The organism is Rufibacter glacialis (assembly GCF_008271745.1).
GTDB classification, from domain to species: Bacteria; Bacteroidota; Bacteroidia; order Cytophagales; family Hymenobacteraceae; genus Nibribacter; species Nibribacter glacialis.
Genome location: NZ_VKKZ01000021.1, coordinates 389,801 through 404,387 on the forward strand (window position 1 = coordinate 389,801; position 14,587 = coordinate 404,387).

The 14,587-nt window shown below is 54.2% G+C and carries 10 protein-coding genes and 1 tRNA gene; 4 read left to right on the plus strand and 7 right to left on the minus strand.

What is annotated here, in order from left to right; genetic code table 11:
* Nucleotides 1-569: 569 nt before the first annotated feature.
* Nucleotides 570-1,670 carry a Glu/Leu/Phe/Val dehydrogenase dimerization domain-containing protein gene (locus FOE74_RS13335; protein WP_149099109.1) on the minus strand — a complete coding sequence of 367 codons (1,101 nt, stop codon included), beginning with the start codon at nucleotides 1,668-1,670 and terminating at the stop codon, nucleotides 570-572.
* 144 nt (nucleotides 1,671-1,814) lie between these two features.
* Between FOE74_RS13335 and FOE74_RS13340 the strand changes: the two genes are divergently transcribed.
* The 3 genes from FOE74_RS13340 to FOE74_RS13350 all read left to right on the plus strand — a co-directional run bounded on the left by FOE74_RS13340 (nucleotide 1,815) and on the right by FOE74_RS13350 (nucleotide 4,489).
* Complete coding sequence (locus FOE74_RS13340; RefSeq protein WP_149099110.1) at nucleotides 1,815-3,602, plus strand: ABC transporter ATP-binding protein; 1,788 nt, start codon at nucleotides 1,815-1,817, stop codon at nucleotides 3,600-3,602.
* Between the two features lie 119 nt (nucleotides 3,603-3,721).
* On the plus strand, nucleotides 3,722-4,276 hold the full coding sequence (locus tag FOE74_RS13345; protein WP_149099111.1) for a hypothetical protein: 555 nt from the start codon (nucleotides 3,722-3,724) through the stop codon (nucleotides 4,274-4,276).
* A gap of 139 nt (nucleotides 4,277-4,415) precedes the next feature.
* Nucleotides 4,416-4,489, plus strand: a tRNA-Pro gene (locus tag FOE74_RS13350).
* A 113-nt stretch (nucleotides 4,490-4,602) separates the two neighbouring features.
* On the opposite strand, the gene FOE74_RS13355 is transcribed toward FOE74_RS13350, so the two are convergent.
* The 5 genes from FOE74_RS13355 to FOE74_RS13375 all read right to left on the minus strand — a co-directional run bounded on the left by FOE74_RS13355 (nucleotide 4,603) and on the right by FOE74_RS13375 (nucleotide 13,213).
* Nucleotides 4,603-5,286, minus strand: coding sequence for a DUF2490 domain-containing protein (locus tag FOE74_RS13355; RefSeq protein ID WP_149099112.1), 684 nt, complete (start codon nucleotides 5,284-5,286; stop codon nucleotides 4,603-4,605).
* Nucleotides 5,287-5,466: 180 nt separating this feature from the next.
* A complete protein-coding gene (locus tag FOE74_RS13360; RefSeq protein WP_149099113.1) occupies nucleotides 5,467-7,488 on the minus strand; it encodes a transglutaminase domain-containing protein in 2,022 nt (673 codons plus the stop codon).
* A gap of 97 nt (nucleotides 7,489-7,585) precedes the next feature.
* Nucleotides 7,586-9,499: a DUF3857 domain-containing protein gene (locus FOE74_RS13365; RefSeq protein WP_149099114.1), complete on the minus strand. Its 1,914-nt coding sequence runs from the start codon at nucleotides 9,497-9,499 to the stop codon at nucleotides 7,586-7,588.
* A 30-nt stretch (nucleotides 9,500-9,529) separates the two neighbouring features.
* On the minus strand, nucleotides 9,530-11,554 hold the full coding sequence (locus tag FOE74_RS13370) for a DUF3857 domain-containing protein (protein WP_149099115.1): 2,025 nt from the start codon (nucleotides 11,552-11,554) through the stop codon (nucleotides 9,530-9,532).
* Between the two features lie 384 nt (nucleotides 11,555-11,938).
* A complete protein-coding gene (locus FOE74_RS13375; protein ID WP_149099116.1) occupies nucleotides 11,939-13,213 on the minus strand; it encodes a carboxypeptidase-like regulatory domain-containing protein in 1,275 nt (424 codons plus the stop codon).
* A 102-nt stretch (nucleotides 13,214-13,315) separates the two neighbouring features.
* Between FOE74_RS13375 and FOE74_RS21570 the strand changes: the two genes are divergently transcribed.
* Nucleotides 13,316-13,438, plus strand: coding sequence for a hypothetical protein (locus FOE74_RS21570; RefSeq protein WP_262713746.1), 123 nt, complete (start codon nucleotides 13,316-13,318; stop codon nucleotides 13,436-13,438).
* A 191-nt stretch (nucleotides 13,439-13,629) separates the two neighbouring features.
* Here FOE74_RS21570 and FOE74_RS13380 read toward each other — a convergent pair whose 3' ends face one another.
* The gene (locus tag FOE74_RS13380) at nucleotides 13,630-14,577 is read right to left on the minus strand and encodes an adenylate/guanylate cyclase domain-containing protein (RefSeq protein WP_149099117.1); all 948 of its coding nucleotides are present in this window, start codon (nucleotides 14,575-14,577) and stop codon (nucleotides 13,630-13,632) included.
* Nucleotides 14,578-14,587 lie beyond the last annotated feature (10 nt).

A 14,587-nucleotide genomic window follows, 5' to 3' on the forward strand; every position in this document is an offset into this window, starting at 1 on the left:
GAGGTCTTTTGAGCGGACAAGGTTGTAATGACAAGCCTCCTTTTACCGCAGGGTTGATTCATTCCCGAGTTTGCTTGATGTTACGTTAGCCAAATTCGGTTTAGGGCTTTCGCCTCACGGAAGTTTAAAACTTCCGATCATTTTAGGTCCAAGTTGAAAACTTGAACCATGTTTATTGGTGAATGAATCAGCCCTATCCTGAGCTGTAGGAGGGCGCTCAGACGGGTGGGTTGTGAAAGCGGTCATGGAGTAAGCCATGCATGGTTTCGCTGCTGACGCAGCGAAGGGAGTCAGGAGACTCCCCATCATCTGGAGGCACGAGTCTGGAGACTCGCGCCAGAGCGAACAATGCGCCAGAAAAATATGCAGCAGAGGAGGACTCGCGCCAGAGGAAATATCGCACCAGAGCAGGACCCGCATCAGAGGAGGTATGCTACCAGAGAAGATTCCTTACCAGAGGAAATCCCTAAATAGAAAATACCCTAAAACGAGAATGCGTTCCCGGCCCAGCTCCGAAGAACCAGACCGACAACGCATTCACTGCCCTTGTTCCTTTGGGGGGAAGGGGATTAATAGGTTTGCTTGATTTTAGCCATGTCATCAATACGCTTCTGCGCTAATTGGGTGGCGGCTTTCTGCGTGTGGGTGTTGTCGGCCTCTGCTTTGGCGAAGATGTTCAACGTGGTGTTGTAGATCTGCTCGGTCTGCTGCATGGCCCACTCGCGGTTCAGCTTCTTCACTTCTGAGTACACGTTGATGATACCGCCGGCATTGATGAGGAAGTCTGGGGCGTAAATGATTCCCTGTTCCACCAGGGCGGGGCCGTGGATTTCCTCGTTCTTGAGCTGGTTGTTGGCGCAACCGGCAATCACCTGGCACTTCAAGCGGCTAAGGGTATCATCATTGATGGTGGCTCCCATGGCGCACGGGGAATAGATGTCCACATCCAGGTCATAGATCTCGTCTAAGCCTACCACGGTGGCGCCGGTATTGGCAGAAATACGCTTTAAACGCTCCTGGTCAATATCCGTGATGAACAACTGGGCATTTTCTTTGGTGAGGTAGTCAATGAGGTAACCGCCTACGTGACCAGCGCCTTGCACAGAGATTTTCTTGCCGGCCAGGCTGTCATTCCCCCACGCTTTTTTAGCAGCGGCTTTCATGCCCATGTACGTGCCATACGCCGTTACCGGTGATGGGTCACCGCTGCCGCCCTGCGACTCTGGCAGACCGGCTACGTGTTTGGTTTCCATGCCAATGTAGGCCATGTCCTGGGTGGTCATGCCCATGTCCTCGGCGGTGATGTACTTGCCGTTCAGGTTATTCACGAACCGCCCGAACTTGCGCATCATGGCCTCGGTCTTGTCTTTCTTGGAATCGCCTATGATCACGGCCTTTCCGCCGCCCAGGTTCAGGCCTGAGATGGCAGATTTGAAGGTCATACCGCGTGAAAGACGCAGCACATCGCGCAGCGCTTCGGCCTCACTTGCGTATGTCCACATACGGGTACCGCCCAGAGCCGGGCCCAAAACGGTGTTGTGCACGCCAATGATCGCTTTCAGGCCGGTTTCCTGGTCGTGGCAGAAAACAACCTGCTCGTGCTGATATTCGCTTATTTGGCTGAAAACAGAAGACTCCTGCTCTGTAAGTAGTTCTTTAACTTCCATCATGATTTGTTTACCTTGAATACCAACTGGGCTTTGTTAGATATTGGGGAAGCTTATTGGTAATTTTGATGCAAAATTAGATTTATATTTTTGAAGACCAAGGAAATCCTAACAAGTGTTAGTACGTATTTTCTTTAAACGCAGCCCGTGAAATCACTTAAATATTTAAATAAATATCTGCTCAAATATAAATTCCGCTTTTTCTGGGGAATTGTGTTTGTGATCGTCTCCAACATCTTCGCCATTATCCCCGCCCAGGTGGTGCGCCACGCCTTTGACCTGGTGCGCGAGGGCATCACCATGTACCAACTGCACGAGGGGTTTTCCCAGCAGGAGCGCGTGTATGACTCCTTCGCCCGCAGCACCTTGTTCTATGGCGGCGTGATCGTGCTCATGGCCCTGCTGCGCGGCATTTTCCTGTTCTTCATGCGCCAGACCATCATTGTCATGAGCCGCCTCATTGAGAACGACCTCAAGAACGAGATCTACGCCCACTACCAGACCCTGCCCCTCTCCTTCTACCGCCGCAACAACACCGGTGACCTCATGGCCCGCATCTCTGAGGATGTGAGCCGCGTGCGCATGTACCTGGGCCCGGCCATCATGTACGGGGTCAACTTGCTGGTGCTCTTCCTGATGGTGATCCCGTACATGCTCTCAGTGAACGTGGAACTGACCCTCTACACGCTCATGCCGCTGCCCATTCTCTCAGTGAGCATTTACTACGTGAACAACATCATTGAGCGCAAGAGTGACGAGATCCAGAAAAGCCTGAGCGGCATTACCACGTTTGTGCAGGAGGCGTTCTCGGGTATCAGGGTACTCAAGTCCTTTGTGCGGGAGCAGGACTCACATGCCAACTTCACCACCGCCTCTGACACCTACCGCAACAAGTCACTGGAGCTGAACTTCGTGAATTCGCTCTTTTTCCCGCTTATCCTGTTCCTGATTGGCCTGAGTACCATCATCACGGTGTGGTACGGCGGCAAGGAAGTGATCAACGGCAGCATCACGCCCGGGGTCATTGCCGAGTTCCTGATCTACGTGAACATGCTCACCTGGCCGGTGACGGCCCTGGGCTGGACTACCTCCCTGGTACAGCGGGCGGCGGCCTCGCAGCAGCGGATCAACGAGTTCCTGAACACCAAAACCGACATCGTCTCCCGGAAGAACCTGGAGAAAGAGATCAAGGGCGCCATTGTCTTTGACGAGGTGGATTTTGTGTACCCAGACACGGGCATCCACTCCCTCAAGAAGCTGTCTTTCCAGATCAACCCCGGTGACACACTGGCTGTGATCGGTAACACCGGCTCGGGTAAAAGCACCATTGCGGCCCTCATCTGCCGTTTGTATGACGCCACCGGCGGCCGAATCCTTATTGATGGGGTAGACATCAGAGACTACAGCCTCACCAGCCTGCGCAGCCAGATCGGGTACGTACCGCAAGACGTGTTCCTGTTCTCAGACTCTATCCGGAACAACATTGGGTTTGGGGTAGACTCCCTGCCTGAGGAGAAGATGTTGCAGGCTGCCAAAGACGCCGATGTCTATGAGAACATCATGCGGTTCCCGCAGCAGTTTGACACGGTGTTGGGCGAACGGGGCATCACCCTCTCCGGCGGGCAGAAGCAGCGCGTGTCCATTGCCCGCGCTCTGGCCCGGGAGCCTAAGATCCTGATCCTGGATGATTCTCTTTCGGCGGTAGACACCAAGACGGAGAACGCCATTCTCAACAGCCTGCAGCGCGTGATGGCCAACCGCACCTCCATCATCATCTCGCACCGCGTGAGCTCGGTGAAACTGGCCAACCGCATTCTGGTGCTGGACGACGGCGTGGTGGTGCAGCACGGGAGCCATGAAGAGCTCATGCTGGAGACCGATGGACTGTACCGTGCCCTCTATGAGCGTCAATTGCAGACCGAGGACATTGATTAGCCCTGTTTAGGGCCTGTTTTTAGAAATACGGGCCCTTAACAGATAGGCTTTCATTCACCAGTTGGGCAACAATACCTACGTGGTTTTAGAGTAACTTGAGGCGTCAACTTCCTCTGGACATGATCAAAAGAGCCACCTCAAGCCTCCTCCTGCTGGTATTCAGCCTGCTCCCGCTGTTACCCTCACAAGCACAAAACCACTTACAAGCACAGACCCAAAAGGAAAACATCCAAGATCTTATAAACCAGTTGGTGACTGCCCTCACTGACCAGGGAGCGGTGGGTATCTATAATACTGTGTACCGGGTAGGTTATATAGAGGTGGACCAATGCCTGCTTACCTACCAGGTCACGGAAAATCTAAGACGCACGCACGTGGTCTCGTCCAAAATATACAAAGTAAACCTAGCCGGGCTCACAGTTGATGTACAGGCCGAACGTTCGCTTTCTCTTTCAAATGATCTCTATCCAGCTACCGTGACTGTCATGCGGCAAGCTGCGCCGTATCAAATCCAAAAACTTAGTTTAAGTGATTTTCAGGTAGGAGTAACCGACCCGGGGTATCAGGAATTAAACCATACCTTTGAATCCACTTCGGCGTTTTTCCCTCTTAATAAAAACACCAGCCAGATCAGGGACTTACTCTTGCGGCTATCATCTGCTTGCCAACAGTAGCAGAGCGGCATTTCTGGCCTGTTTTTAGAAAACCAGACCCTTAACAGAAGAAACCGGCACAAATTCTTTAGAAGAAACGGCGCCCCTCTTTCGCACCATTTGTTTTTTTGTTTACTTTGCAGCAGATACTAGTAACCATCGGGATGTAGCGTAGCCTGGTATCGCGCCAGCATGGGGTGCTGGAGGTCGCAGGTTCGAATCCTGCCATTCCGACAAAAAGCTCGTTGTTCTTCAGGAGCAACGGGCTTTCTGCTTTCTCACCGGCGCGTTCCTAGGCTGTTTTTAGGGAAACAGGGCTAAAACTGATCTTCTCTCAATGACTCCCTCTACTCCATCCGCCCAAAGTCATGGCGCAGCACGAACATGGTAAAGTGGACGTGGTTGCCACCGCGGCCCACTAGCTGAGACATCCACATCCCTTCCAGAGTAAAGTGCTTGTTGAATGTGTAGCCCAGGCCGCCATAGACCCGGTTAGAGTCAAAAGGCTGGTCCCGGATAATCACCCGCACCTCATTCCGGAGGATGCCGTACCAGGGGCGCTCCTCCTGCTCTTTAGGGCCCAGCGGGATGCGGAGCGCCAGCTGGTACCGGAGCCGGGTATGGTAGCCTTGCCGGAGCCAGCGCTCCTCTACCTGGTAGCGGTGCGAGATGCCCACGCCGCCCACGCTCCCCCGCAGGGTGAGGTTCTGGTAGAGGCGGTTTTCATGGGTAAGCTCTGTTTCTTCTTCGGTAACGTAGTTGCGGTTGAAGAGGTGGGCGTATCCTGCCCCCAGCGAGATGGGGACATCCTTGAAGGCATGTTGCACCTCTCCCCCTACATAGCCCACCCGCGGGTCTTTGAAGAGCTGGTAGCTGCGGTATTGCAGGTGTGCGGTCACCGCCCACTGCGGATTGATCCAGTAAGAGCCGGAGTATTGCCACCAGTGGTTGAGTCTATTGGATTGACCAAGACTCTGCAAGGCCATCAGGAACCCACTTAGCACAAAGAACAGAAATGGCAGTGCTCTCATCTTTTCTTTCTTCCTCCTCCGGTAGCGTTTACTTTAGAAACTCATAAGACAGTATCTTCTTTACGGAAGAAGCCTTGCGGTAAGGCAAGGCTTCCTATATAAAAAGCTGATTCTTGAGAAGGTCTGGGAATGGAAAATCATTTCCCCTTCTCTTGCTGCCAAACCACCCCAAAAGGCGAGCTAGCTCTTTTTCTTCAGGACTATCTTTTCAGCGTGCTTGGCCACCATACGGCTGTAGAACTCACGCAGGCTAGCGTACTCACTAGGCTCGAAAAAGGTTTTGCTGATGTTGAGTTTGCTGATGACTTGCAATTGCCCGTTCACCATTTGCGCCACGTAAGTGAATTTGGCGGCATTGCCCGGCAAGGTGATACTGGCCGATTGCGGCATCTCCTCCAGGGCATAGCCTTGGGGCAGGTCATAGGTAAAAACGTAGGTCTCGTCTACCGGCGTGGAGAAGTCAATGGGAAACTGGCGTTCCGTGAGTTTGAAGGGGTTTTCTCCCTGGCCGTGCGTGAGCATGGGTGCGAGGTACAGGAGGTCAGCGGCCGCCCCGTCTCCGGTCCGGTTCAGCTCATATTCCTTCTTCAGGGACTCTTGCAGATTGTCCAGGTTATGGATTTTCACCCCCTGGCGTACCCAATCTGGCCCGGCGTTCACAAAGTCTTTGATATAGGTTTCCTGCCCCTTGGCCCTGATGGCGGAACGGGTGCGCAGAGCCGGCACGCCCAGGAAGTTCTCCGTCAGGGTGCCGGTCACCTCACCGGTGGGCTGTAGTTTGAGCCGCCCAGACACCATCTGCATGTTCTTCTCTACGCCTGTGAGGGGTAGCCATTTTCCGGCGGGGGCCTGCACTACCCACCCTTTGCCGTTCAGGCAGCGCAAGGGCAGCATCCCGAAGGGCAGGTCTTTTTCGGTGGCATCTAACAGGTAGTTCTTGCCGCCCACTGAGGCACAGGCAATCACATAGTCAAACTTGCTGATCATGGGCGAGTTCTCCAGCGGCCGGCCGTTGTCGCGGGTACTCACCAGCATAGGATTGGCTTCTACGCCGGCCTCGCGCAGGAGAGCGGTGAGCAGGAGGTTCACCTCTGAGGAAGAGCCCTGGCGGTTGTCAAAGGCTTTGCGCAGGTTGTCGGTGTAGATGCGGTGCTTGCCGTCCCAGCGCATGTTGTTTTTCACGTACTCTACCACAGCCTTCATTTTGGCCAGCGAGTCGGTTTTGCCGGCCACTGCCTCGGCTACTATCTTCTTCAGGAACGCGGGGTTGGCCAGCTGCCCCCCGAATTCTTCTTCCTTCAGGAGTTCTTTGGTGAAGCTCTCCCAGTCTCCGCTGGTGAACCTGGGCGCCTGGTCTGGGTACTGGATCTTGGAAAGCTCAAACTCCAGCTTAGAGACATAGTCTTTGGCGTTGGACAGGTACGGCTCAGGGGTGAAGGCCGGCACATCTTTCATGGCCCACTGGTACTGCACCACCGACATGGAGAGCGAGCCTCTTTGGTCAATCTTGGTGATGCCTACATCATCTTGCCAGGTGACGGCCACCGTTTTTCGCTCAATTTTGGCATCTTTGATGTGAAACGGGTGCACCCCGTACTTGACCTGGCTGTACTCAAAGAAGGGCACCATGCCTACCCGGTACTCGCTCCACTTCACCGGAATGGTCTGCTGGAATTCCCACTCGCGCAGCAACTTGATGAAATCTGATTTGATGGTATAGGTCAGTTCTATGACCGAGCCTACTTTCACCCCGGGCATGGTCAGTTTCTTGAGGTACCAGTTGGCATTCTGCTTTTCGTCAAAGATGGCTTTTTCATCCAGTTTCATCTTCACCATTTGTCCGTTCTCCCAGTTGTAGGTGAAGCCTTTCACGTTGAGCACCTCTTCTTTTTTGCCATCGGCCTGGCGGTAGTAGGGCACCAGGAAATCAGCTTGGTCAAGGCCGTTCTTTTTCAGAATCTTGATTCTGACGATGCGCCTGAACTGCACCTGGGTGCCCTTGGTGAACAGGAACGAAGACTCGCCCAGGTCATAGAGCACCACGGCGGCGGCACTGGTATCCGGGGCGTAGGTGGTCATCTTCAGTTCCTCTGGCGTAGGCTGGCCCAGCTTGAAAGGATCATCTGCGTAACTGGGTGTGGCCATGCCTACCACCAGCCAAAGCAGGGCTAGCCAAGGCGTTAAAAGCTTTTTGGTTTTCATATAAACTCTGGAAAACAGACTGGAAATAGAAAATAAGGAAAGAACCCGCCCGCAAGGGTGTTGCGGACGGGCTCTTGTGCGCAATAGTCTCTTTTGGTTAAGTGGTCTCGGCGGCCAATACGACCTGCTGCTGGTCTGCCCGCGACACCTGCTTCAGGAAATTGACCAGTTCCATGTATTTCTCAGCGGAGTGCCTGCTTTTGTGCATGGTCAGTTGGCGCACATAGATCAGTTTGGTGCCCTGGATCTGCACCTGGGCCTGGTACTCGCCAAAGGCTGAGGCGATCTTGACGGGCTTGGGCATGTTCTCCGCTTTGTACCCGGCCGGAAGCTCGTACTCCACGCTGTCTACGTCATGGAAAGACATGGGCCAGATGACATCCTGCTTGCGGTTGGCGCTCACGGCGGGCACGCTAGTCCAGCGGTTCATGAGGTTGGGCGTGATGAACAGGCGCTTCCCACTCACAGAGGCCAGCTTGGGCAGCACGAGCTGCAGCTTCTCTTTGACCTGCGGCTCGTCTTTCACTTTCTCCAGCTGGTAGTTTTTGATCTCAAAGGCCGGGATCTGCGTGTTCCGGTAGAGCCATTTGAGCTGTTCGTCTGGCTTATAGCTTTGGATGATGTGGCTGCGACCCTCATGCTGGATGCCGGTGAAACGGGTAAACACCTCACCAGTAGCCGCACCCTGGGCATTGAGCTTCACCTGCACAGCCCGTTTCTGGGTATTGTCTAAGGCCGTGAACCGCGGAGTGGCCACCAGTTTCCCACCTTCCGGAGTCACAAGTAAGGAATAGCGATCTCCTGTATTTGAACCGGTGTAGCCCGCATCATCGGTTTGGCTCGTGCATTCCAGCCAGACAGTGTCTTTGGCCATAGGCACGCACAACACCACGTGGTTGAACTGCCGGCTGGGAAAGTCTTTCATAACCGGCCGGTTGTCTGCCCCCCCATAGATGATGGCGTAATGACTGGGGATTCCGGCTACGTCCAGAAGGGCTTTGGTGTAGTTGCTTAAGGCTTTGCAGTCGCCGTAGCCTTTGCTGTCTACCATGGTGGCCTCAAATGGCTGCCACCCGCCAATTCCTAACTGAATAGACACGTACCGTGTCTTGTTCTGCATGAACTGGTACACCGCCTTGATTTTCTCCTTTGGGTTGGCGATGTCTTTGGTGAGGGCCAGGATCTGCTGTTTGGTCTGCTCAGGCAACTGGTCACGGCCCTGGTTGAGCTTGTTGTGAAACTCGCCCAAGGTTTGCCAGGATTGCATGGTACCGGCGTAGCCTTCCACCTCAAAAGCAGTGGGCGCGGTTTTCACGGCCGGCACCATGTCTATCAGATCAGGTCCGTATGGTTCTTCCTCTACCGGAGCCAGCGCCTTCACCTGCCACCGGTACACCTTCTGGTTGCCTTCCTGGGCTACCTTGCCCGGCTCAGGCAGATGCGCTTCTTTGTAGCGCAGTTCCAGCCCCGCAGGCATGTTCACCTGGAAAGACGCCTGTTCCACCGCTACTTTCTCCGCTGAGATTGGGTACCAGAACGGGTAGAACAGCATGTTGCTGGTAGTGGTCTGGTATTCATATTCCACCGTGTAAGGGTAAGCGACATGGGCCAGGACGGCCACCTTTACCCGGTTGTCGCCAAAGAGGGTGCCTTCGCCGTTGTCACTGTAGTCTTTGATGTCTGAGGCTTTCAGCGTGCCCGCTTTTTTGCCCATGGCGTCATAGACGGTGCCTTTGATAAAGTCTACCTTCTCCAGTTTGTCATAGCGCACCACCAGGCGTGCGTGCTTTTTCCCGTCTTCGTTGAGCACGGTCACCACGGCCCTTATCTTTTGGCTAGCCGACTTGGCAGAATGAACCGTGAACGTGGTTTCCTCGGTGCGGATCACGGCATCAGCCCCTTTGGAGAGAGCAGGGTTGATGGTGAAGGCCGCATACGTGGGTGTGTCTCCGGCCCAGGCGGCAGCGCCCGCCAGGAGCGAGAGCAGGAGCGCGATCAGTCGTTTTTGCATGGTTTTGTGAGAATTAGGCCTGAAACCTGATTATCCTTTCTTTTTCAACACGATCTGTTCAGCGTGCTTGGCCACCATCTGGGTGTAGAACTGCTTCAGGTATTCGTATTCCTCGGCGTAGAAAACGGGTTTGGCAATGGTCACTTTGCTCATGACCTGTATTTTGTTGCCGTTCACCTGCAGCATGTAGGTGAACCTTCCGCCGTTTTCCGGCAAGGCCAATACCACGTTCTTCGGCATTTCCTCTACCGCGTACCCCTCCGGGATGGTGAAGTTGCACACGTAGACCTCTTCCATGGCGTGCCCGAAATCTACCGGGTACTTGCGGTTGCCGTTCTTGAAAGGGTTGTCCTGCTCCTGCTTCAAGAGCATGGGGTTCAGGTAGATGATGTCTTTGGCCTGGTCGTCTCCCACGCTGGCCACCTCATACTGCAGGCCGAAGGGCTTGTGCAGTTCTTTCAGGTTCTGCAGCGACGGGCTCTTGCGTTCCAGTTGGTTCTGGCTGTTGGTCAGTTTCTCCAGGTATTTGCTCTCGCCGGCCTCCTGTACGCTGTAGCGCAGGTTGCGGGCCCAAAGGCCACTCCTTGACTCGCTCACTTTCCCGTTCAGGATACCGGTAGGAAGCACTTGCAGGTCTGCGTTGACCAGTTCAGTGGTACGGTCTGCAGGCTGAAGCGGAATCCAGTCACCGGTGGTCTTAGAGATAAGCCGGCCTTGCCCGTTCAGGCAGCGCTTGGGCAACAAACCCAGGGGCATCAAAGGATCTGTGCCATCCATGAGAATGACCTTGTTGCCTACCTTGGCATAGGCCACCACATAGTTGAACTTGCTCAGAACCGGTGAAAAAGGCGCGCGGCCATTGTCACGGGTACTGAGTACCACCGGATAGGCCTCAAACCCGGCATCGCGCAGCATGGCCACCAGCATCAGGTTGATGTCGGCTACGTTGCCGGTCTTGGTGTCAAAGGCCTTGCGCAGGGTACTGGTGGCATACTTGCCTGCGTTTCCGTTCCATTTCACAGATTTCTTAACAAACTCGTAGATGGAGTTCAAACGGGCCAGGGTGTCAGTGGCTGCCGGAAGCGCCGCTACCTCGTTCTTGAAGAAACCGGTGCGGTTCAGCTGCAAGCCAAAACGTTCCTCGGTCAGGAGCTCCTCATTGAAGGTGTCCCAGGTGCCGGCGTATCTTTTGGGTATCTGGTTGGGGTAACGCTCCCACTCCAGTTCAAACTCGATCTTTGACACGTAGTCACTGAGCGTGGTGATGTAATTCTCCGGCGCAATGGCGGGCACATCTTTCATGACCCAGCGGTGGTTCACGCAGGTAGCATTCACGGTCTCAGAACCACCGGCCGTACGCCCAGAAGCATCAAAGGTACTGTTCCAGCGCACGGTGAAGTTCGTATTGCCAGGTAAAGCCTCATTCACTACGAAAGGCTCATAGCCCTGGGTCACCTGCTTGTATTCAAAATACTGCGGAATAGACGCGCGGTACTCACTGTGCACCACGGGTATGGAATACTGGAAAGACCAGTCGCGCAGGTTGAAGACGAAGTCTGAGGTTACGGTATAGGAAATCTCCAAAACGGAGCCTTCTTTCACAGCTGGCAGGGTGAATTTCTTGTTGAACCAGTTCGCTGACTCTTTCTCATCAAAGATGGCTTTGTCTTCCATCTTCACCTTCACCATTTTGCCGCCTTCCATGTTATAGGTAACGCCTTTGATATTGGTGACGGTTTCTTTGCTACTGTTGCGTTGGTAATACGGCACTACCACGTTGGCCCAGTCATAGGCGGTCTTCTTCAGGATCTTGATGCGGCAGACCCGCTCAAAATTGACCTGGAATCCTTGGTTGTAAGAGAAATAGGAACGGCCGTAATCGGCCAGGATCACAGCGGCGGCGCTGGTGTCTTTGGCATAGACTTTCATGTCCAGTTCCTCTTGGGTCACCTTCCCGAACTTAACGGGGGCTTCCTGGCCAAAGGCCACCGAGGAAAAAAGAAGAAAGGCCACGGCCAGAAATGACCGCATGTCAAAAAGGGTAGAAGTGGGCATAGGGCAGGAATAGTTAATGGTATATAATGTGCTAGATGACTAGGTATTCGTTTAAAGGATAGCTGTGCGTATAGGCCACCAGTGGCCGGGCTTTCTATTATATTTCTTTCAACTGCCGGGTAGAACCCCTTCCAGACAGGATAATGCAAGGGCTATTTATTTGCCCTGCGGGAGACAAGACGTGGAAAAGACGTTCCACCTCCCCTTCTTCGCGGTTCCACCGTCTCCTGCCAAAAATTATGCTTTTGATTATTTTCTATAAAAATGAATACAATATGTAACTATTCCTACTAAAAATCGTTAGGCCGGCCTGGTTTTTGCAAGATTTTATTACAAATCCGTCCTATTTTCATTAAAACCCCGTTTTTAAAGCCTTGGGCAGACTTACTCTGTCTGGGTGGGCTCATAGTCCAGCGGAAGCATCTCGGCCAATTTCTCAAAGGCCCAGTATTCTTCCACCACGTGGGAGTAGGGGTTCAGGATCATGCCATTGGGCTCAATGTAGGTATAAGGCTCCAACAGGGTAATAAGCGAAGTCTGCGGGCCGGGCGCCCGCCGCTTTGCGAAGGCATTCTGGTTAATGTAGTTGGGTTCCTCCTTCTCCTTGGCATACACCACGTTTAAATGATCTTCAAACTGGAGCCGCAGTCGGTTGCTCTCGGGTTCCCGCACCACCAGATGCCCATACGGAAGGGGGTCTTTGTACAGGTAGGCCACGGTCTTGTCTAACCTGGACATGCGCCCCCAGTAGCTGAGGCTGTCTTCCTGCCCGCCGCTGCCCGCATAGGTCACCGTTATTCCGGGTTTAGAGGCGGCGCGGGCCCGTTTTAAACCAGCCTGAATCTCTTGCTCCGGTGGTCGGTTGGGGTTGGGCCGCCGCTGCAGTTTCCGGACGTTGAAGCCTTCTGCTTCCAGATTTTGCGTGTAGAGGGCCCGCGTAAAGTGCATGAGCGAGCCGTGGTACGCTTTCAGCCGCGCTGCCGCCCACCGTTTCTGCTGGGCCTTATTGCGGGGCTTCAGTTCTTCAAACCTGGGGTGGCCAGCATGGAAAACCTGCCCGTTTTTAAAATCAGCCCTGAAATCCTCCAGCACGAAATGCAGCCGGTAGCCCAGTGCCCTGTTCTCGATCACCAGAGGCTTAGAGGCCTCGGCGGTCAGGACCCGCTCCCGGGCATCAAAATGGAAATAGAGCACATCTGCGTTGGTGATCTGGACCTGCGCCGCATTGGCCGACTGCCCGATAAAGTTTTTCAGGAACACGCCGTAGTTGTGCCGCCAGTTGGTGTCTGCGCGCACCACCACTTCCTGCAACTGGTTGGCCTTGGGCACCACCTCAAACCGAAACGAGAGCTGCTGCCCCGCCTGCAGCGTGAATTTATGTGAGAGTGTTTCATACCCCAGAAAAGACACCACCAGCTCATGGCTTCCGGCGGGCAGGTTGGTCAGTTGGAAGGTCCCGTTCTCCGCGGAGTTGGTACCGAAGGTGGTTTGCGCGATAAACACGGTGGCAAAGCCGAGCGGTTGCCTGCTCTGGGCGTCAATCACAGTGCCGGCCACCCGCCCAAATCCGCCCTGCGCCTGCGCCAGCTTTGAAAGACTCAAGAGCAGCAACACGAACAGGAAAGGCAAACGAACAGGGAACGGAACCGGAAGGAACATAGGCGTGGCGTAGCCCAGGAAAGATACACAACCGCCTTAAATTCTGCAGGAACCAGGCTCTGATTTTAACCTACTTTAACTAAAACAGCCTCTAAACACCCTGTGAAGCCATCTCTTGCCCTGCTCTGGACTATTGCTGACCGAAGGTGTTCCACGTGGGAAAGCCTCCAAATCCGGCCCTTCTTCCTGGCCAAGCCTTTGCTCAAAATCCTGGAAGGCGACTAGGCCAGTACGTGCTTTCCAAGGCGGGCCAAGACAGGGCAGCGGCCACCTTCTCTGGGCGCTTCCCGCAGAGACTTTACCAGCTGATGGGCAGCGCACCTTATGGACAGCGAAACAGATGAACCAGACGGCAGATTAGGTCAATCCCTACATCTGCCATCTTTTCCTGAAAACAAGCTTAAAACAGCAGCCCTTTACTGGGGCTGGGGAACGGTGGCATACTGGTACGGCTTGCCTATGAGCCGCACCTCAAATGCACTGCTCACCCCCTTCAGGTTAATGCGGGCGCAGCCCGGCGCATACGGCGGATGGGGCAACAGCTGGTACGCCCGCTCAGAGATGACAAAGCTGTTGTTCAGGTCTTTGGTAGCCGCCTGCAGACGGGCCGCCACGTTCACCGGGAAGCCCATCACCGTCAGGTTGTTGTTCAGCCCGATGCCCACGTTCCCGTACACCACCTTGCCCACGTGCACGCCAATGCCTACCTCAAAGGTGTGGCTGAAGTACTTGCGCATGTAGGTGTTGTTGAAGATCTTGATGTCTTCCAGGATCTTGATCCCCGCCAGCACCGCCGACTCCGCCGCCTGCCGGATTTTGGAATCCAGCCCGAAAACGGCGTACAACCCGTCTCCGGCGGTGTCAATGATCTTGCCGTTGTAGAGTTCTATGGCGTTACGGAAGAGCGTGAAGATCCGGCGCATGATGTGAATGACATCAAAGGGAAGATTGGCCTCAATGAAAGGAGTAAAGTTGCGGATATCTATAAAAAACAGGGCCAGTTTGCCGCGCCTGCCCATGACCTGGGTAGTATCTTCCTGCTCGCCGTCCAGGAACAGGTAATGATCGGTGTCATCTTTGATGAGCCGGTGCACCTGCACATCTTCGCCCTTCACGTAGGTCTGGCAGGCCAGCCGCACGTTGTCGGGGAATTTCTTGAGCGCCTTGATGGCCCGTTCATGGTTCTTGACCTCTGACAGGTGTTCCTGCCCCTCCAGCACCAGAATGCGGCAGGTAGAGCACTGCCCCTTGCCACCACACGCGTTGTAATGCGGAATACCAGCCTCCAATGAAGCATCCAGTATGGTTTGGTGCTCAGAGATAGGGATCACTTTCTCTCCTTTGAAGTCAATCTGGTACGGCATAGGCACAGAG

Coding starts and splice junctions, on each gene's coding strand:
- FOE74_RS13360 (WP_149099113.1), bottom strand. CDS start 7,488: ATGAAAACCAAAAAGCTTTTAACGCCTTGGCTAGCCCTGCTTTGGCTG.
- FOE74_RS13345 (WP_149099111.1), top strand. CDS start 3,722: ATGATCAAAAGAGCCACCTCAAGCCTCCTCCTGCTGGTATTCAGCCTG.
- FOE74_RS13365 (WP_149099114.1), bottom strand. CDS start 9,499: ATGCAAAAACGACTGATCGCGCTCCTGCTCTCGCTCCTGGCGGGCGCT.
- FOE74_RS13380 (WP_149099117.1), bottom strand. CDS start 14,577: ATGCCGTACCAGATTGACTTCAAAGGAGAGAAAGTGATCCCTATCTCT.
- FOE74_RS13375 (WP_149099116.1), bottom strand. CDS start 13,213: ATGTTCCTTCCGGTTCCGTTCCCTGTTCGTTTGCCTTTCCTGTTCGTG.
- FOE74_RS13355 (WP_149099112.1), bottom strand. CDS start 5,286: ATGAGAGCACTGCCATTTCTGTTCTTTGTGCTAAGTGGGTTCCTGATG.
- FOE74_RS13335 (WP_149099109.1), bottom strand. CDS start 1,670: ATGATGGAAGTTAAAGAACTACTTACAGAGCAGGAGTCTTCTGTTTTC.
- FOE74_RS13370 (WP_149099115.1), bottom strand. CDS start 11,554: ATGCCCACTTCTACCCTTTTTGACATGCGGTCATTTCTGGCCGTGGCC.